The following is an 18,593-nucleotide window of genomic DNA, read 5'->3' on the forward strand; positions in this document are numbered from 1 at the left end:
CTAATTTATTGATTTTATTTTCACTATCGATTTGGCAAATGTTGTATGCAACTGGAAAGAGCTGACCTGAACCTGCTGGTATACCTGGATGTACTGCTGCGCGAGCGCAATGTGACCCGCGCGGCCAACTATCTGGGGCTGTCCCAACCCGCGATGAGTAATGGCCTCAAGCGCCTGCGCGAACTCTTTGACGACCCCCTGTTGGTGCGAACCCGCGAAGGCATGATGCCCACCGAGCGCGCGCTGGAGCTGCAGCCTATGGTTCGCGAGGCACTGTCCAGTATCGACCGTGTGATTCAGCCCAACCGAGACTTCGATCCTGCCAACACCCGTCGTACCTTCCGCATTATGGCCAGTGACTATGCGGAATCCACATTGATTCCGCCCCTGCTCAAGAAGCTGCGCGATGATGCTCCCGGTATCAGCCTGGACATTATGACGCCCAGTGATGTGAGCTTTGTGGATGTGGAGCAGGGTAAAGTGGATATGGTGATCAACCGCTTCGACAGCATGCCCCAAAGTTTCCACCAGGCGACTGTCTGGCGCGACAGTTTTTCCTGCATGATGCGGGCAGATAACCCAATTCTCGAAGACTACAATCTGCAGAGTTATTTGAAGGCCCAGCATATCTGGGTGAGCAAGACCGGCATGGGCGTAGGTGTGGGGGTCAATCCGGAGGACGTACAGCGCTTGGGCTGGGTAGATGAAGCTATCGGCAAGCTGGGGGAAAAGCGGGATATCTCGGTATTTACCCGCCATTATCAGGTGGCTATGTTACTGGCTGAGCAGAGCGACTTGATCGTCACCGTGCCTACACGCTTGGCGCAGCTCGCCAACGACAATCCCAGGGTAGTGCGCCGGGACCCGCCATTGGATATCCCTCCATTGGAGCTGAAAATGGCCTGGAGCCCCTTGTTACAACAAAGCGCTCCGCACCGCTGGTTACGCCGCCTGATCCTGGATATTGGCCGGGCATTGTAAGTGACCAGTGAGTAAGGAAGCATGCGCTTTGCGAGTGAATATCCAGTTCTCTAGGCAAGGTTTCATGCGCCAGCCGCATTCATAAAAATTTGATCTATGAATAGTGGAAATTGTGTCTATAAATTAGCGGTATGCCGAAATGGCTGTTTAGAATGCCGTAATTCCAACAATCAGTGAGAGGCCCAGGGTATGACGGAACGAGTCCAAATCGGTGATCTACAAATCGCACCAGAGCTTTACAACCTGGTTTGCGAGGAGGTGATTCCAGGAACCGGGGTCGATGCCGATAAGTTCTGGGCTGGACTCGATGCGATCGTTCGCGACCTGGCGCCAGTGAATCGGTCTCTGCTTGAAAAGCGCGACGAGCTCCAGGAAACCCTGGACCGCTGGTACACCGATAATCCGGAAGGCTTCCGCGATCTGGAAGGCTATCAGTCATTTTTGAAAGAAATTGGCTACCTGGTGGATGAGCCCGCTGAATTCAGTGCATCCACTGAGAATGTGGATGAGGAAATCGCCACTCTCGCCGGCCCTCAGTTGGTAGTGCCGGTGATGAACGCCCGCTACGCCCTGAATGCCGCGAATGCTCGCTGGGGCAGCCTTTACGACGCTCTTTATGGCACAGATGTCATTAGTGAAGAGGGTGGCGCGGAAAAGGGCAGTGAGTACAACCCGGTGCGCGGCGCCAAAGTTATTGAGTTTGCGCGCAACTTCCTCGACCAATCCGCCCCATTAACTTGCGGCAGTCACAAAGAAGCCGTGCAATATCGTATCAACGGCTCTCTGCTGGAAGTGGTCCAAGCCAATGGTGATATTGCCACCCTGAAAGACGGCACCCAGTTTGCCGGTTACCGCGGCGACAGCGAAGAGCCTTCCAGTATTCTGCTCAAGCAGCACGGTCTGCACTTTGAAATTCAGGTAGATCGTCAGAGCCCTATCGGTAAAACCGATGATGCGGGCATTAAAGATGTTCTTATGGAGTCCGCGCTGACCACCATTATGGACTGTGAGGATTCCGTAGCAGCAGTGGATGCGGAAGATAAGGTTGTGGTTTATCGCAACTGGCTTGGTCTGATGCGAGGGGACCTGAAGGAAACCATCAGCAAAGGTGGCAAGTCATTTGAGCGCAAGCTTAATGCCGACCGTGAATATATTACCCCGAATGGCAATCAATTGACCCTACCGGGTCGCAGCTTGATGTTTGTGCGCAACGTTGGCCATCTCATGACCAACGATGCTGTTTTATATGGTGATGGCCAGGAAATTCCGGAAGGCATTCTCGATGGCATGGTCACCAGCCTGATTTCTTTACATGATCTGCGTGGCAACAACGAGATCAAGAACTCCCGCGAAGGTAGCATCTATATCGTAAAACCGAAGATGCACGGCCCGGAAGAGGTGGCTTTTGCCAACACGTTGTTTAACCGCATCGAGGATGTCCTTGGCCTGCCGCGTTACACCGTGAAAATGGGCATTATGGATGAAGAGCGCCGTACTACGGTGAACCTCAAAGCCTGTATTGCGGAAGCCAAAGAACGCGTGGTGTTTATTAACACCGGTTTCCTGGATCGCACTGGAGATGAAATTCACACCTCCATGCTTGCCGGTCCCATGATTCGCAAGGGCGACATGAAGCAATCCACCTGGATTAACGCCTACGAAGAGTGGAACGTAGATGTGGGTCTCAATAGCGGCCTCAAGGGAAGAGCGCAAATTGGTAAAGGCATGTGGCCAATACCAGATCAGATGTCAGCCATGATGCACGCAAAACTCGCGCATCCCATGGCCGGTGCGAATACTGCCTGGGTGCCATCGCCCACTGCCGCAACTCTGCACGCGTTGCACTATCACAAAGTAGACGTGAACCGCCGCCAGGAAGAAATTCAGCATCGCCACCACGCCAAGCTGGAAGATATTCTCAGCGTACCGGTGGCCGAAGACACCAACTGGAGTGCTAAAGAGATCCAGCTGGAATTGGACAATAATGCCCAAGGTATCCTCGGCTATGTAGTGCGCTGGGTAGAGCAGGGCGTGGGTTGTTCCAAGGTGCCGGACATTAATGATGTCGGCCTGATGGAAGACCGCGCAACCCTGCGGATTTCTTCACAACATATTGCCAACTGGCTCAAGCACGGCATCGTCACCGAGAAACAGGTGCGCGACACCATGGAGCGCATGGCCGCAGTTGTTGACCGCCAGAATGCCGGTGATGCCAATTACAATAATATGGCACCAGACTTCGATAAGAGCGTTGCCTTTCAGGCCGCCTGTGAACTCGTTTTTGAAGGCTGTGTTCAGCCAAACGGTTATACAGAGCCGGTTCTGCATCGCCGTAGACGCGAGTTTAAAGCTTTGAATGCTTGATTCTAGAGCTTAAAAGTTTCAAAGGGCCCCATTAGGGGCCTTTTTTGTTTGGGGTGAGCTATTTCACTATTTCCTTTTAACCCTAAAACATTCTCGATATTTATTTTAGCTTCATTTTTATTTGCAGACCCTGGCCCAACTTCACCAATCAAAATTAAACACCTACATATCAATTTTTACGTTTCGGTCCACATGACGTTATACCCATCATGAATTGAGTGTTAGTCGCAGGTATTGTTTTTTTAAATGTCCTCGAGGTTGTTTCTCTATAAATAAACAAGTTATTTTTTGTGCTCTATAAAATTTTGCGACTGATATCATTTTGACATTTAATTGAACGTTTGAATTATTCTATATAACTGTATTGAGCTTCTATTTGTCCGCTTACCTATATGCCATACTTCTCCCCGGTAACTAACGCAATCAATTGATATATAAACTTTGCGACGCCAAAGAAAAATTTAGGCGTTGCTAAGAGGTAGAAATACAGTCGGAGAAGGCCTTGCAGCTATCTCGCAATGCAAAGGAGTCGCTCAAACTCGCGACGGCTTTGGTCTCTGTTTATGCCATTGCTATGGGCCTTAATTGGGAGAAACCTTTTTGGGCTGGATTCGCTGTTATTGTATGTAGTCAGGCCAACCTCGGACAGTCTCTCAATCGGGCAATTTTGTGGATCATGGGGACGCTTTTTGCGCTAATGGGCGGATGGTTAATCGTCGCCTTGTTTCCTCAAGATCGTTGGCTTTTTATGATCGCCCTTTCTCTTTGGGTTGCAAGTTGCGTCTATTTCCTACAAAGATCCCGTTATCAGTATTTTTGGATTACATGTGGCTATGTCATTCTGCTGTTGTGGGATGCGACTGGTGGTGACCTATCTATTTCCTATGAAGAAGGCATTTTACGTGTACAGGAATCTTTACTGGGAATCGTCGTTTACGGTCTTATTGCGGTTCTTATATGGCCAAATTGTAGTCGAGATGAGTTAGATAAAGCATCTGCTGAACTTCTTGAAAAGCACCGACTTTTTGCTGAAAGTTGTTTTGATCGAATCCAAAAGCAAGAAAAAGTTGAGGTTCGTCCAGATAAGCGGGTCGAACTGCTTAAAACTGACACGCGACTTAATACAGCCATTAATGATGCCAGTTCCGATAGCTATGAAATTTGGGAGTGTCGCAAGCAGTGGAATCACTTTGGGCATCGTGCGACAGCTGTCACTCAGTCACTACTCAAACTCGAGGAAAGTTTGGCTTTATCTAGTGAGCTGGGTGTATCCAAATATCTTTCTGGGGTGGATGAGTACATAGAGGATATTCAAGACCGTTTCGCTCAAATAAAACATGCAATGAGTGGAGGTGGTCTCGCTGATAGAGCCGTGGAAAGAAATATCCAGGGAGATGTAGAAAAAATAAAAGAGCTTTCAACCTTTCAGACAGCCGCTTTGGCGATTACGAGACGATCTTTAAATGATCTAGCAGTAGAAACCCGATTTTTTATCGATTCTGTGAATGATATTCAGCAGATGGGCCGGTCATATTTAAAGTTCCCAGATGAAGGGGGCGGCTATTGGCTCGGTCTACTTATGCCTGACCCAGACAGGCTTGGGAATGTGGTTCGTGTACTTGTAGGTATTTGGATTGCTTACCTGTCATACCTATTCGTTCCGGGTATGATAGGAGGTTTATTGGTTGTTCTATTAATTACTGTAATAGCAATTATTGCCGCAGTGAGCCCTCAAATCAGGCTGTTTGAGACATGCATCTACACAATATTAGTTTGTTTAATGTCGGCGCCTTTATACTTCTTTGTGATGCCAAAGTTGCAGGGGTTTTATTCGCTGGGAATAATGATATTCATCTGGACCTTTATTGTCTGCTATCTGGCTAATCGAGCATTCGGCACACAGTCGATGATAAGAACGCTGGTACTTATTTTCCCACAGATTATATTCAATTTTAATGACTACCAAACATATAGTTTTGTTGTGTATACAAACTATGTTTTCGTTCTGGCTATTATATTTTGTATTCTGGCGGTTTCCAGAAATATACCATTTTCCTCACATCCTGAGAGGAACTTTAAAAAAAATGTGGACAGGCTTCTCAATAGCGCTGCCTGCTTAATATTGCAGGGCGATATTCCTGAAGCTAGAAGGCGATCAATTCTCTATCGGCTATATATACTTTACCACATTAATATTGTTTTTATTGCATATAAAAGCATTCTCTATTGGATGGATGGTATTGATAAGAACCGTATTAAGGGTATGTCTAGATATCAGATGGAGAGGGTTATTAGCCTGCTGATGTTGATTGCAAATCAGGTGAAAATTTTATACGGAATAGATAAAAGTAAAATGAAGTTTGTAGCTCCAAAGAGGATGATGCGTGAAGCCTTTATTTGGCGGTGTCTGGCTGGGAAGATACTTTTTTATTTATCCGGTAAGAAAAGAGAGGTTCATATTGATTCGTTGCGGCGGGGATATCGAAGGATATTTCATCGGGCAAATGTCGATGTGAATGAGCTTATGGAGATGGGCGCATGTAGTGCAAAATCCAAGGAGGGTGTGTCAAATTTTTTATATTTCTTAGGGGTTACCCACTGTATCAATAACTATTTGGCTGAATTATTTCATTTGTCAGAGTCATTGGACTGGGAGCGGTTTTGTGAAGAGCGATTCTTGTGATTTAACCAGGTCTGTGAATGGAAAAGATACCGCATGATGTTTCTGTAGGTGGATTTTACCTTTCACCTATATTGGTTTCAGGCTTGCTCGGTGTGCTTGCTGCACTTCTTACTGCCAGACTTCTAGATCGTTTTCGACTCTCTAGGTATTTTGCAAATCCTCCTGTTGTCATTATCTCGTTGAGTGTTATTTACTCTGTTTTCTTCGGGGTAGTATTTGTGGGGATATAAGTATGAAAAAATATAGTAAATATATTCTCACGGGCAGCTTGGTTTTAATTGCCGTTTTGTTATTGGTTTTGCAGTTTTGGAGGTACCTTAACAATCCATGGACAAGAGATGGAACAGTTCAGGCAGATATTATCCAGGTTACCCCCAGGGTATCTGGCCAAGTAGTTAAATTACCGATTAGGGATAATCAATTTGTAAAAGCAGGAGAGCTCCTATTTCAAATTGATCCGAGAATCTATGAGGCGGCACTGGCTGAAGCAAAAGCGCAATATGAGGAGGCCATAGATACATATAATGCCCAAAGGGAAAATATTCTTGCCTATGAAGCCCGGTTGCGAGAATCCTTAGCGGCCATAGATCAGGCCCAAAGTAATATCAATGCACTTGATGCAGAGATTACAAAGGCCAGGGCGGAATATAAGCGTCAACAGGAATTGCTTCCTCAGCGTGCCACTTCGGTGAGATCCCTTCAGGCTGCTCAGGCAGAGTTTGAGTCGTCTGTGGAATATCGTGCTGGAGCAGAAGCGAGACTTGCCAAGTCTTTGGCTTCTCTAGAGCAGTCACAGGCTGAATTGGCTCAGGCCCGAGCTCAACTAGGCGCACTGGGAATAGATAATCCAGGCGTGCGTGCGGCTCTTGCTTTAGTGCGTCAAGCAGAGCTTAATCTGGAATACACTACCGTTACTGCGCCGGTTTCCGGCTATGTAACGAACCTCGATTTCCGTTTTGGCGATCAAGCGGTTGCCAATCAACCGGCCCTGTCCATAGTAGACGTTAGTACTTATCGGGTGGAGGGGTATTTTCGGGAAACATTCATCCGTCGTATTTCTCCAGGTGATCAGGCCATAGTGACTTTGATGGCCTATCCTTACAGGCCGCTCCATGGGTATGTGGAAAGTATTGGTTGGGGAATAGCCCAAACAGATGGAACCGCTGGCAATGATTTACTACCAAGGGTAGATCCAACGTTTGAATGGATACGGTTAGCACAGCGGATTCCCGTGAGAGTTCATCTGACCGAAATCCCCACCTCGGTTGAGCTGCGGGTTGGTTTCACTAGCTCAGTACTTGTCATGAGTGGTACTGCGAGCGCCGAACAAGATGATACGGCGCAAACTCCTTAATTGGTTAAGCCCTAAAAACCTACGCCGGCCTGTAGTTCTTGGTGTACTGACCACGTTTGTTGGTAATGGCTGCATGTTGGGGCCAGATTATTTGCCTCCGTCTGTTACAGTTGAGGACTCTTGGATTTACCAAAATAATAAGAGTTTGGACAGTCTAGAAGCAGTGAATCCCTATTGGTGGCAGTCGGCCTTTGCAGATCCCATTTTGGATGACTTGGTAGCCCAGGCGATAGAAAACAACCTGGAACTGAGGTCTGCCGCCCTTAGGGCTTTACAAGCGCAGCAACTCCTCGCAATTGCAGTCGGTAATCAATACCCACAGATACAGCAAATTGAGGGCTTGGTAGATCGATCTAAATATGTTCGCTCAGGCATAACCGGCAACTTGCAGACCGAATATTACCTCAATTTCAATTTGACATGGGAGCTGGATATGTGGGGGCAGCTAAGGAGGTTGGTCAACTCTGCTGCCGCGGACTTTGAGGCTAGTATGGCCGAATATGATGGTTTGCTCGTTTCGATTATTGCACAGGTGGCCCAGACATATATCAATATTCGCACTATCAAGCGGCGTCTTGAAGTGGCCAGAGAGAATATTCGTATTCAGCAAGAGGGTCTAAGAATTGCAGAAGTAAAATTTCATGCAGGAGAGGTGAGCGCCCTGGATGCTGAGCAGGCGCAAACCTTATTGAGTAATACCGAGGCTACTGTGCCCGGGTTGGAAATAGCGCTGCAGCAATTCAAGAATACCCTTTCGATATTGTTGGGCATGCCGCCTCATAGTCTTAATGACATTCTTTCTGTGTCTCCAACAGTACCACATGTCCCCTCAATTATAGCGATAGGTATGCCGCAGGATCTCCTGCGACAGCGTCCAGATATCCGTCAGGCCGAACGCCTCCTTGCTGCCCAGGGAGAGTTGATTGGTGTTGCACGAGCAGAGCTTTACCCAAACTTTTCAATTGGTGGATTGATTGGTGCAATTGATATTAGGGGAGGGCAGCTAAATGGTAGAAGCGATGCTTGGGATCTATTTGTTGATTTTGAATGGAATGTTTTTAACTATGGACGATTGCGTAACAATGTACGCTTGCAGGATGCGACCTTTCAGCAGCTAGTCTCGGATTATCAGCAGGTGGTTCTACAGGCGCAAGTGGATGTTGAAAATGCAATTGTTGCTTACCTTAAATCCCAAGAGCAGCAATATTTTTATAACATAGCCGCTATGGCTTCAGAGGAAGCGGTTAATCTATCTTTAACTCAGTATATTGATGGGCAAATACAATACAATACAGTTCTCACAACCATGGTTTCCAATCTTGCGCAGCAAGATATTCTAGTGGTTGCTCAGGGTGCCGTGGCAGCAAACCTGGTTCAGGTTTACCTCTCTCTTGGGGGCGGATGGAAGATAGTGGATGGTTTAACACCTTTGGAGTTATTACCAGAAGAAACCATAGAGGATATGCTTCGACGGACCCACTATTGGGATAAGCTCTTGGATTAGAGGTTTTATATCCCTGCCAGCTTTCAGAAAAGAATTGTTTCTTTGGCTCTCCTGGTTGCCATCAGGGAAATTTAATTAGTAATTTGCCTTGACCTAAACCAAGGTTTAGGTATTAGACTGCTCCTATTGTTGATTGGCCAGGAGGATTAGAGGCAAATGACAGAAAGCACACACAATATAGATTTACAAAAATATTTTGAGCGGATCGGTTACTATAATAAGCCTTCTCTGGACCTGGATACCCTGAAGAGCATCCTTACCCAGCATATTCGTACCCTGCCATTTGAAAATGTAACGTCCTTCCTTGGTAGTCCCGTGAATATTGATCTAGCTGCGATTGAGCAAAAGCTAGTGAATCAAAAGCGTGGAGGCTATTGTTTTGAGCAAAATGCCTTGTTACGTGCTGTGTTGCAGCAGATTGGGTTTACGGTAACCGGGCTTGCTGCACGCGTTCTCTGGCAGACACCACCAGGCCATCAGCCTGCACAATCGCATATGATTTTGCTTGTGGAAGTCGGCCAGGTGCATTATCTGTTAGATGCTGGTTTTGGCAGTAATACTCTTACTGCTCCAATACGCTTGGATGTATCTGATCCACAGGGCACGCCACATGGTACCTATCGCTTGACATTGTCTGATGAGGACTACCTATTGGAAGTAAAGGTCTCCGATTCCTGGCAGCCAATGTATAGCTTTGATTTACGTCCACGTACTACAGGTGATTATAAGATCGCCAACTGGTTTTGTTGTACACACCCAGAATCTCGTTTCGTTGAGCATTTAATTGCTACACGGGCATTCCCAGAAGGTCGTCATGCTTTATTGAATCGCCAATTAAGCTATCAGCCAATTACGGGGCCAAAAACTGTCATTATGCTGGCCAGTGTCGAACAGTTACGTAAAACGCTTTTAGAGGTGTTTGGAATCGAGACTCCGAGGGAGGCAGGCGCCGACCAAAAGCTGGCAAATCTCTTCAAGGTCGCAACATCCTCTGAGAGTTGTGATCAGTCTATTGCGAATATCGATCAGGCCGCATCATGATCAAAGTGGGCGTTGTATACCATTCTGTTTGTGGCAGCACAAGGACTTTAGCTGAAGCCATTGTAGATGGGATCAATAGTAATCCAGGTTGTGAAGGGGGAGCATTTGCGATTGAGGGCGCTCACATTATTCAAGGGCGCTATCACAATCCTGAATTGATGCTTCGTTTGGACCAATGTGATGGAATTGTACTTGGTTCGCCAACCTTTATGGGATCGGTTTCAGCTCAGTTTAAGGCTTTCATGGACGCAGCCAGTGAACGCTATAGTGGGCGTGGGTGGGTTGATAAGTTATCTGCGGGCTTTACCATCGGTAGTAACTTTAGTGGGGATCAACTCAATACGATTAGCACTTTACAGATATTTGCCTCTCAGATGGGTATGTTGTGGGTACCTTTAGATATTGTGCCAAGCCAGGATGCCGAGGGGCGAAATAGGAGTGGGTGCCAGTCGGGACTTGTTGCTGTTCTTGAGAGTGAGGGAGCCGTTCACGAGCTTGATTATCATACGGCCTTATACATGGGAGGGCGAATAGGGCGATTACTAGGCCGCTTCCAACAACTATAACGATAACTAAATAGAGGTAAAAACCCTAATTGATTTTTAATGTATTTTGTTAGGATAAATCGCTTATAGATAATGAAATAGCCTCTGGAGCTTATTGTTGAATTTTGCCGGGGCTATTTTTCCTTATGAAAGAATAAGCTGCTAAAAAACCCAATACAGATAACGATACCTACCAACTGAAAAGCAGACTGATAGTTTAGGAATTTAGTACTGCCTTTAGGTAAAAAATTAAGGTGCTCGGTTATTCTATCTATTAGTCCAAGCTGTTGATTGGCTTCAAGTGATAGGCCTACAAGCGCCTGTAATAGCCCACCAAAAATAAATCCGGCAGTAACTACCAGCGCAGTTGCCAGGGTGTGAGTAGATTTTGGTAATTGAGCCTGGATTACTGAAAATGCCAGAATAGATCCGCTGAGTCCAACTCCAAGAATAAAGTTGGCTCCTAAACTCCATGAGATGGAGAGATTAATCAATAGTAAGATCAATGTGATTGCCAATGCAATTAGGCTATACGTTCTTGCGGGTACAATATAGTCATTTCTATGTTGCGCCCAGACGCCAACTGTGAGGCTCCCAAAGATTACCCCTATCAGAGTCATTGTGTTGCTAAAAGTCCCTTGCTGTGCGGTTTCGTCAAAAAAATCTACCTGGAACTGCACATTCCACAAGTCGGAGTAAGCGAGCATGCTACCGTAGAGGCAGGCATAAAAAATTAATGCTGCCCAGAATTGTAAAGACGTAAAACAAACCCTAAGTTGAGTAATGAGTGGTAAGGCAGGAGCATTTTTTTCATTGCTGATTTTGGGGTTGCTGCCAACAAATAGATATATCGCCGCTGCCAAAGTAATAAGAAAAGCGCCAGCAAAATAATATAGGTCCCGAAACGAGGTGATACTTGCAGTTAACCCGAACAGTATTGATAAAAAAGCCGCACTAAAGTTTGCTAACCCCTGGCTTAATGCGCTTAAAAGGGAGAAGTGATCCGGTAAATCTCTCTCGATAATATAGATAACTCCTATAAAACTACACGACAGGCCAAATGCAGTTAAGATTTGACCGACTAACGCCCACAAAAAACTGGAGCTACTTGCAAAAATGATACAGCCACATGAGGCTAGTAAAGCCGTTAGGCTCAGAAGTTTTTTTGGGCTGAAAGCGCCTAGTTTTGATCCCAGTAGGAGTTGACCAAGTGAGTAAGCGATAAAAGAGCTGCCGCCTAAAATACCTATTTCACTGTGATCAAGTTCTAGCTGGGTGACAATGTTGGGGGATAGTAATGCAAAGAAAACTGAGAGCACGATACTGCTTGAAAAAAGGAGGACTGCAATACTCCAGGGAAGGTATCTCTGCTTTCCTTCCAATCTAGCCCCAGCTCTGTGCATATCAGCCATCTCTCAGAAGCTTTCTGCTCCAATTATTATGCTCACGAATGACAGGGGCCATATCAATTGAAATAATCTCTCCATTACTAACTATCTGGCGGCCGTGAATAACCACTGTTTTCGCAGACTGTGGAGCGCAAAAGACTACGGCGGCGACAGGGTCTGAAAGGGCTCCCGCGTATTGAATAGTATTGAGCTCCAGTGTAAAAAAATCTGCGCAGCGCCCGACCTCTAGCGCACCGATATCAGTGCGATTAAGAACCCTTGCACCTCCAAGGGTGGCAAGTTCCAAGGCTTCTCGAGCTGTCATCCATTCTGAGGAACGCAGTGGGTGGGATTGAGGGAGTTGGGCGTAACGGTGTGGCCCTTCTGGGGGGCGAAGTCCCATTCTCAACCTTGAAAGCAGCATGGCTTGGCGGGTTTCGAGAAGCATATTGGAGGCGTCATTACTGGCGGAGCCATCAACGCCAAGACCCACTTTTATGCCAGCGGCAATATAATCTTTGACTGGCGCAATTCCCGAAGAAAGACGCATATTAGAGCTTGGGCAGTGTGAAATACCACACCCCATGCGAGCCAAAGCATTCACTTCCAAGGCATCGACATGTACGGCATGAGCAAACCAAACATCGGGGCCTAGCCATTCGGCTTCTTCCATCCATTCCAAAGGTCGCTTGCCAAACCGTTCAAGTGTATGGCGTTCTTCATCAAATGTTTCGCAGATGTGTGTGTGCAGCATGACCCCCTTATCTCGGGCCAGCTGAGCGGTTTCCTTGAGCAAGTTTTCTGAAACATTAAATGGGGAGCAGGGGGCTAAAACGATTCGGGTTAGGGCGCCGTAATTTGCATCGTGATAGCGATCTATGACACGAATGCTGTCCTGGAGAATAAATTCTTCATCCTCGACGCTCTCATCTGGAGGCAAGCCCCCTTTGGATCTCCCTAAGGACATAGAGCCGCGACTAGCATGAAATCTCACTCCCAAATCTTTGGCGGCTTCAATATGAATATCTACTTTGTTGCCACTTTTGAATAGATAAGAGTGGTCAAACACCGTCGTGCAACCAGAGAGCACAAGCTCACCTAAACCAATCAGGGCGCTGGTACGGGAAGCCTCAGGGTTTATACGGGTCCAAATGGGGTAGTGGAGCTGCAACCAAGCAAACAGGTTCATGTTTTGGGTGGCAGGCAGGTTACGGGTCAACGTCTGATTTAAGTGGTGATGAGTGTTCACCATCCCGGGGAGGGCTATCTGCCCGCGGGCATCTATAATCGTATCCGCATTCCTGGGCAGGTCTTTGGACTGCCCTACAGCAGTAATTATTCCGTCCTCAGCATAAATACCCCCGTCGGTAATTTCACGCCTTTCTGAGTCCATGGTTACCAGGATTTCGGCATTTTTAAGGAGCAGTGTCTTGGGCATGGTTGGTTGAGCACCTCCTTATTCGATTTCCAGGCCCTCTGATATTAGTCCGAGCTAACAGGAAGTCAGGAAAAAGGGGCTGTGCCCAAATGATGGGCAGCCTGTTCGGTCTCAGTTATAGCAAGTAAATAAAGGAATAGTATAAAAGAATACACTTACAAAACCGTTATCATATGAATTTATATTCCCGCTAGCCACATCTACAGAAAATGTTAGTTAGGTGATGGGGGAACGGATGGGATCTACCTGAACAGTGAAGAGGGTATTTTGTTTATGGTGGTTTGGATGGAGGATGGCCGGCATGCATTTCCATGCCGGCATTTTTCATTCCAGCTTAGTTTAACTGCCGCACCATCTTGATATGGGGGATACCCGCTTCATAAAAGATCTCTCCCTCGGGACTAAAGCCACCTCTGGTATAAAAACCCTGAGCGTGTTGTTGTGCATGCAGGTAGATATTGAGTAAGCCCCGCTGCTTGGCAAAGTCACAAATGCTGTTTAGTAATTGGGCCCCAATTCCAAGGCCTCGAGCAGATTGCTTGATCGCCATTCTGCCAACTTTGCCATTTTTACAGAGGCGCCCGGTCCCTACAGCGACACCCTCATTGAAAACCAGGAAATGTTGCGAACTTTCCTCCAGGTTATCCCATTCCAAGTCTGCGGGTACTTTCTGTTCTTGCACAAACACGGCTTCGCGGATAGCTCGAATGCTTTCTTGCTCTTTTTGCCAGTCAGCAGGGCGTACCAGTACGGCCATTTCAGAAATCCTCAGGGGGATAAATTAGTGTGCCCTGGGCTACCAGCTGATCGATGAGCCCATCATTGCTTGCGATTTCAGGGAAGGCCTCAATATCGTCCCAGGAGATTTCATGGGACTCGGCAAACTGCTGGGCAAATGTGAGTGGTGCGGAGAGAGCCTCACCATCGACAAATAACGTGGCGGGCTCTCGACAGAAGGCTGCTCGCGATGCGGGGTTTAGTACTAGCTGTGCCCCTTTAGGCATTTGCTCACGCCAGTCTGAAGCTTCATCTGCATCTAATGCGACAGTATCAGGGTATTTTGCTTCAGTCATTACAGCGCCAAACCACTGTGTGATCTTTTCTGGTTGCTTCAGCCACTCGATGAGCTGTTGTTGCAAACAAGCTACTGACTCAGAATCTACTTCTGCTGGGCATTTTGCCGGTTCCATGCCGGCATCGGTATAACGCAGGCTGTCCGGTAGACCCATGGCTACTTCGGCGGCGAGGTCTTCCAGTATGACTGAAGCAGAGGGTGCTCGGAAGCCAATGGAAATCGTGGTGCAGCCGCCCTCGGCGATACCCCAGTGGCTATATTGTGGAGGAAGATAGAGCATATCACCGGGTTCTAGCACCCAGCTGTTTTCTGCATTGAACTCTTTCAAGATATTGAGGGGCGTGCCTTCCAGACGTGGGCTGGTTTCATCTACTTTTACTCCCTGCTGCCAAAGGCGCTTGCCTTCGGCCTGGAGCAGAAAGACATCGTAGTGGTCGTAATGAGGTCCGACACTCCCCTGGTCGGCCGCGTAACTAATCATGACGTCATCTAAGCGCCAGTCTGGGATAAAGCGGAAGGACTCTTTTAGTTCGGCCACTTCCGAGAGCCACTGGTCTACTGCTTGTACAAGTAATGTCCAGTGAGTGCGGGGTAGGGTGAGGAAGTCTTCTTCAGTGAAAGGGCCAGTGCGTAGCTCCCAGGGCCCGCTCTCACCGTTTTCCAGCACCAGGCGCGATTCGACCGCTTCCTCCAGTGCCATGCCTGCAAGCTCTTCCCCTGAAATGGGCGATTCGAAGTTGGGGAAGGCATTGCGGATCAGCAGGGGTTTTTGCTGCCAATAATCGCGCATAAAAACTTCAATTGGCATATCGCCGAGATGGGTAAGGGGGCTTGCCACGGTAACTCTCACTGTTAGTTGGGCTGGGGAAATGTTCTCAGGTCTGCGATTGGATGTAACTTAGCGTGAAGTTACAGCCCTGCAGAGTAGAGTGATCATAAGCGGTTTGAAAAAGCTTCCGGCCACGGAGAGGTGGCCGGAAGCAGTGCTCACTTAAATTTTGCGGGCTTGCTCGATAGCATTACCGATATAGGATGCTGGGGTCATTTCCAATAGTGCGCTTTTGGCTTCTGCAGGAATTTCCAGGTTCTCGATAAACACCTTTAAAGTTTCGCGGGTAATACCCTGGCCGCGAGTAAGGGCCTTCAGCTTCTCGTAAGGCTCTTCGATGTTGTAGCGGCGCATAACAGTCTGGATCGGCTCGGCCAGAACTTCCCAGGAATTATCCAGGTCTTCCGCCAGGCGTTCACGGTTGATCTCCAGTTTGCCCAGTCCCTTCATAGTGGCGGCATAAGCAATGGCGGAGTAACCGGCGCCCACGCCCATATTGCGCAGTACAGTGGAGTCGGTCAGGTCGCGCTGCCAGCGGGAGACCGGCAATTTCGCGGCCAGGTGCTGGAATACGGCATTGGCCAGGCCCAGGTTGCCTTCGGAGTTTTCGAAGTCGATAGGGTTGACCTTGTGCGGCATGGTGGAGGAGCCCACTTCTCCGGCAACGACTTTCTGCTTGAAGTAGCCAAGGGAGATATAGCCCCAGATATCGCGGTCAAAGTCGATCAGGATGGTGTTAAAGCGTGCAATGGCATCGAACAGTTCGGCAATATAGTCGTGGGGTTCGATCTGGGTGGTGTAGGGGTTCCAGGTCAGGCCGAGAGAAGAGATGAACTCTTCCGCGTTCTTTTCCCAGTCGATAGTTGGGTAAGCAGACAGGTGAGCATTATAGTTGCCCACAGCACCGTTGATTTTACCCAGCAGTGGTACGGCCTCTACCTGGACTACCTGGCGGCGCAGGCGCGCAACCACGTTGGCGAGCTCCTTACCTACAGTCGTGGGGCTGGCGGTTTGGCCGTGGGTGCGGGATAGCATAGGCACATCGGCGAAATCCTGGGCGAGTTTAGCGATTTTCTCTACCAGTTCATTCATTGCGGGCAGCATGAAGTTATCGCGGCCAGCGCGCAGCATCAGGGCGTGGGACAGGTTGTTGATGTCCTCGGAGGTGCAGGCGAAGTGAACGAATTCGCTTACTTTTGCCAGCTGTGCATTGCCGCTGATTTTTTCTTTGAGGAAGTATTCAACCGCTTTCACGTCGTGGTTGGTGGTGCGCTCAATTTCCTTGATACGCCCAGCATCTTCCAGGGAAAAGTTGGCCACAATGCTATCGAGTAGCTGGCTGGCAGCTTCGTCGAACTGTTCTACCTCAGCAATTTCCGGGTGTGCGGAGAGTTTCTGAAGCCAGCGCACTTCCACTTCAACACGGGCGCGAATCAGGCCGTATTCACTGAAAATTTCACGTAGGGGGGCAGTCTTGCTCTCGTAGCGACCATCAATAGGGGATACCGCTGTGAGTGCGGAAAGCTCAACTGTCATAGTAAATCTCCGGGATTAGTTTTTTATAGATTCGATCTGTGCGATCAGCTCGTCGGTCGCACGCAATAGTTTTTTGCGTTGAAACAGAAGGTGCAGGCGTCTGCCACCCAATTGTCGCCACAGCGTGGCTGAACGAATACCGGCAAACAGCATGGAGCGGATCTGGTTGGCGACACGCTGTTGCTGCAGGAAATTGAAATCCCCCAGAACCTGGATGCGGAAGCGGAAAGTACCGAGAGTATCGCTGTAGATGCTGGCGAGATTGGAAAATACATTCTCGTGAGTGGGGGCGAAGTGCTCCGCCTGAGTCTTGGCTTTTTCGAGGCGGCTGCCAATAATGGAAAGCAACTCTCCTTTCTTGCTTAATTGCCGCTGCAGATAGAGCACCGAGAGTGCGTAGCGCAGGCAGTCTGTGTATTCGGGGTGTTGCCGCGATTGCAGTAACTGCCTTGAAACCTGTAAGCCAGGCAGCAGCTTTTCTGCACCGGCAAACACATCTTCGGTGCGATCTGGGTTGAGCTGGAAGAGGCTATACACCCCGGTTTCCAATTGGGCCTGGGGAGCGGTGCCCGTTTTGGCCAGACGCTCTACCAGTGTTGCGGATTGAAAAATTCCGGCCAGTGCCAGAGCCTGGTCCCGCCAGTTATTCAAAGTCACTCCTTAGTGTTTCTTGTACTTTTCTGGTACGGCGGTGCCTATACCGGTTGCCTGTTCTATCACTGCGCCGCCGAGGCATTTTTCTCCATCGTACAGGACCAGAGATTGCCCTGGAGTAATTGCACGTTGAGGCTCATCAAATTCCACAACTAAGCTTCCATCTTCCTGTACTTGTACGATGCAATCCTGGTCCGGCTGGCGATAGCGAGTTTTCGCCTGACAGCGGAAAGACTCCCCTGGTGCAGCACCATTGATCCAATGGGTTTGGGTTGCCGTCAAGCCAGTGGCGTAGAGCAAGGGGTGGTGCGCCCCCTGGGCAACAATCAATACGTTGCGCTCCAGGTTTTTACCCACGACATACCAAGGTTCTTCGCCTGCACCTTTTACACCACCGATACCTAGCCCCTGTCTCTGTCCGATGGTGTGGTACATCAGGCCGGCGTGACGCCCCATAACTTCGCCTTCGGGCGTTTCCATGTCGCCCGGCTGGGCGGGCAGGTACTGCTCCAGGAAATCCTTAAAGCGACGTTCGCCAATAAAGCAAATACCGGTGCTGTCTTTCTTGTTGTGGGTGATAAAGCCATTTTCCTCAGCGATACGCCGCACTTCGGGTTTCTCCAGTTCCCCTAATGGGAACAGTGAACGAGCAAACTCTGCCTCCCCAACGGCGTGGAGGAAATAGCTTTGATCTTTGTTGCCATCCAACCCCTTGAATAAGTAGGAGCGACCTTCTATATCGCGGCGACGGGCATAGTGCCCGGTGGCAATGGCATCCGCGCCCAGGACTTCGGCATATTCCAGGAAAACTTTAAATTTGATTTCCCGGTTACACAGAATGTCTGGGTTCGGTGTGCGGCCGGCTTTGTATTCTGCCAGGAAGTATTCGAATACATGATCCCAATACTCGGCTGCAAAATTGGCGGTGTGCAGTTTAATGCCCAGCTTTTCACAAACAGCCTGGGCATCGGCCAAGTCCGCTTTCGCAGTGCAGTATTCGGTGCCGTCGTCCTCGTCCCAGTTTTTCATAAACAAGCCCTCCACCTGGTAGCCCTGCTGCATAAGCAGAAGTGCGGCTACAGAGGAATCCACACCGCCGGACATACCGACGATGACGCGCTTTGGCTGTTTGTTGTGCGTGGAATCAGGCATAAGAAGGACAGTCACTACTTCACTGAGATGGAAAGGGGGCGAATTTTAC

At 48.5% G+C, this 18,593-nt stretch carries 16 protein-coding genes; 8 read left to right on the forward strand and 8 right to left on the reverse strand.

The annotated features are described in order from the left end of the window. The first annotated feature begins 45 nt into the window (after positions 1 to 45). Entirely contained in the window at positions 46 to 981 is a 936-nt protein-coding gene (locus ACJJID_RS06525) for a LysR family transcriptional regulator (protein ID WP_152453419.1), read from the forward strand. Between the two features lie 189 nt (positions 982 to 1,170). Continuing rightward, the gene (locus ACJJID_RS06530; protein ID WP_444921983.1) at positions 1,171 to 3,345 is read left to right on the forward strand and encodes a malate synthase G; all 2,175 of its coding nucleotides are present in this window, start codon (positions 1,171 to 1,173) and stop codon (positions 3,343 to 3,345) included. A gap of 2 nt (positions 3,346 to 3,347) precedes the next feature. Here ACJJID_RS06530 and ACJJID_RS06535 read toward each other — a convergent pair whose 3' ends face one another. After that, positions 3,348 to 3,497 (reverse strand): hypothetical protein, encoded by a 150-nt coding sequence (locus ACJJID_RS06535; RefSeq protein WP_444921984.1) that lies wholly within the window; start codon positions 3,495 to 3,497, stop codon positions 3,348 to 3,350. A gap of 350 nt (positions 3,498 to 3,847) precedes the next feature. On the opposite strand from ACJJID_RS06535, the gene ACJJID_RS06540 reads away from it, so the two are divergent. From ACJJID_RS06540 to ACJJID_RS06565, 6 genes are all read left to right on the forward strand, one after another. After that, positions 3,848 to 6,028: an FUSC family protein gene (locus ACJJID_RS06540; RefSeq protein WP_444921985.1), complete on the forward strand. Its 2,181-nt coding sequence runs from the start codon at positions 3,848 to 3,850 to the stop codon at positions 6,026 to 6,028. 17 nt (positions 6,029 to 6,045) lie between these two features. Then, a complete protein-coding gene (locus ACJJID_RS06545) occupies positions 6,046 to 6,258 on the forward strand; it encodes a DUF1656 domain-containing protein (protein ID WP_216646325.1) in 213 nt (70 codons plus the stop codon). A 2-nt stretch (positions 6,259 to 6,260) separates the two neighbouring features. Beyond that, positions 6,261 to 7,382 carry an HlyD family secretion protein gene (locus ACJJID_RS06550; protein ID WP_444921986.1) on the forward strand — a complete coding sequence of 374 codons (1,122 nt, stop codon included), beginning with the start codon at positions 6,261 to 6,263 and terminating at the stop codon, positions 7,380 to 7,382. Next, entirely contained in the window at positions 7,360 to 8,886 is a 1,527-nt protein-coding gene (locus tag ACJJID_RS06555) for an efflux transporter outer membrane subunit (RefSeq protein ID WP_444921987.1), read from the forward strand. Before ACJJID_RS06550 ends, ACJJID_RS06555 begins: the two co-directional genes overlap by 23 nt. Positions 8,887 to 9,042: 156 nt before the next feature. After that, complete coding sequence (locus ACJJID_RS06560; protein WP_444921988.1) at positions 9,043 to 9,927, forward strand: arylamine N-acetyltransferase family protein; 885 nt, start codon at positions 9,043 to 9,045, stop codon at positions 9,925 to 9,927. Continuing rightward, positions 9,924 to 10,493: a flavodoxin family protein gene (locus ACJJID_RS06565; RefSeq protein WP_444921989.1), complete on the forward strand. Its 570-nt coding sequence runs from the start codon at positions 9,924 to 9,926 to the stop codon at positions 10,491 to 10,493. Before ACJJID_RS06560 ends, ACJJID_RS06565 begins: the two co-directional genes overlap by 4 nt. Positions 10,494 to 10,606: 113 nt before the next feature. Here ACJJID_RS06565 and ACJJID_RS06570 read toward each other — a convergent pair whose 3' ends face one another. The 7 genes from ACJJID_RS06570 to mnmA all read right to left on the reverse strand — a co-directional run bounded on the left by ACJJID_RS06570 (position 10,607) and on the right by mnmA (position 18,544). Beyond that, positions 10,607 to 11,884 (reverse strand): MFS transporter, encoded by a 1,278-nt coding sequence (locus tag ACJJID_RS06570; protein WP_444921990.1) that lies wholly within the window; start codon positions 11,882 to 11,884, stop codon positions 10,607 to 10,609. Next, on the reverse strand, positions 11,877 to 13,298 hold the full coding sequence (locus tag ACJJID_RS06575; protein ID WP_444921991.1) for an 8-oxoguanine deaminase: 1,422 nt from the start codon (positions 13,296 to 13,298) through the stop codon (positions 11,877 to 11,879). Before ACJJID_RS06575 ends, ACJJID_RS06570 begins: the two co-directional genes overlap by 8 nt. 334 nt (positions 13,299 to 13,632) lie before the next feature. Then, entirely contained in the window at positions 13,633 to 14,055 is a 423-nt protein-coding gene (locus ACJJID_RS06580) for a GNAT family N-acetyltransferase (RefSeq protein ID WP_444921992.1), read from the reverse strand. Position 14,056: 1 nt separating this feature from the next. Further along, positions 14,057 to 15,211 carry a JmjC domain-containing protein gene (locus tag ACJJID_RS06585; RefSeq protein ID WP_444921993.1) on the reverse strand — a complete coding sequence of 385 codons (1,155 nt, stop codon included), beginning with the start codon at positions 15,209 to 15,211 and terminating at the stop codon, positions 14,057 to 14,059. A gap of 153 nt (positions 15,212 to 15,364) precedes the next feature. Further along, positions 15,365 to 16,738 (reverse strand): adenylosuccinate lyase, encoded by a 1,374-nt coding sequence (purB, locus tag ACJJID_RS06590; RefSeq protein ID WP_444921994.1) that lies wholly within the window; start codon positions 16,736 to 16,738, stop codon positions 15,365 to 15,367. Positions 16,739 to 16,753: 15 nt separating this feature from the next. Next, positions 16,754 to 17,389 carry a high frequency lysogenization protein HflD gene (hflD, locus tag ACJJID_RS06595; RefSeq protein ID WP_152453442.1) on the reverse strand — a complete coding sequence of 212 codons (636 nt, stop codon included), beginning with the start codon at positions 17,387 to 17,389 and terminating at the stop codon, positions 16,754 to 16,756. A gap of 9 nt (positions 17,390 to 17,398) precedes the next feature. After that, the gene (mnmA, locus tag ACJJID_RS06600; RefSeq protein WP_444921995.1) at positions 17,399 to 18,544 is read right to left on the reverse strand and encodes a tRNA 2-thiouridine(34) synthase MnmA; all 1,146 of its coding nucleotides are present in this window, start codon (positions 18,542 to 18,544) and stop codon (positions 17,399 to 17,401) included. Between the last annotated feature and the right edge of the window lie 49 nt (positions 18,545 to 18,593).

This window comes from Microbulbifer sp. CnH-101-G, assembly GCF_052466775.1.

Coding starts and splice junctions, on each gene's coding strand:
- mnmA (WP_444921995.1), bottom strand. CDS start 18,544: ATGCCTGATTCCACGCACAACAAACAGCCAAAGCGCGTCATCGTCGGT.
- ACJJID_RS06530 (WP_444921983.1), top strand. CDS start 1,171: ATGACGGAACGAGTCCAAATCGGTGATCTACAAATCGCACCAGAGCTT.
- ACJJID_RS06580 (WP_444921992.1), bottom strand. CDS start 14,055: ATGGCCGTACTGGTACGCCCTGCTGACTGGCAAAAAGAGCAAGAAAGC.
- ACJJID_RS06525 (WP_152453419.1), top strand. CDS start 46: ATGCAACTGGAAAGAGCTGACCTGAACCTGCTGGTATACCTGGATGTA.
- purB (WP_444921994.1), bottom strand. CDS start 16,738: ATGACAGTTGAGCTTTCCGCACTCACAGCGGTATCCCCTATTGATGGT.
- ACJJID_RS06560 (WP_444921988.1), top strand. CDS start 9,043: ATGACAGAAAGCACACACAATATAGATTTACAAAAATATTTTGAGCGG.
- ACJJID_RS06575 (WP_444921991.1), bottom strand. CDS start 13,298: ATGCCCAAGACACTGCTCCTTAAAAATGCCGAAATCCTGGTAACCATG.
- ACJJID_RS06550 (WP_444921986.1), top strand. CDS start 6,261: ATGAAAAAATATAGTAAATATATTCTCACGGGCAGCTTGGTTTTAATT.
- ACJJID_RS06555 (WP_444921987.1), top strand. CDS start 7,360: ATGATACGGCGCAAACTCCTTAATTGGTTAAGCCCTAAAAACCTACGC.
- ACJJID_RS06570 (WP_444921990.1), bottom strand. CDS start 11,884: ATGGCTGATATGCACAGAGCTGGGGCTAGATTGGAAGGAAAGCAGAGA.
- ACJJID_RS06545 (WP_216646325.1), top strand. CDS start 6,046: ATGGAAAAGATACCGCATGATGTTTCTGTAGGTGGATTTTACCTTTCA.
- ACJJID_RS06565 (WP_444921989.1), top strand. CDS start 9,924: ATGATCAAAGTGGGCGTTGTATACCATTCTGTTTGTGGCAGCACAAGG.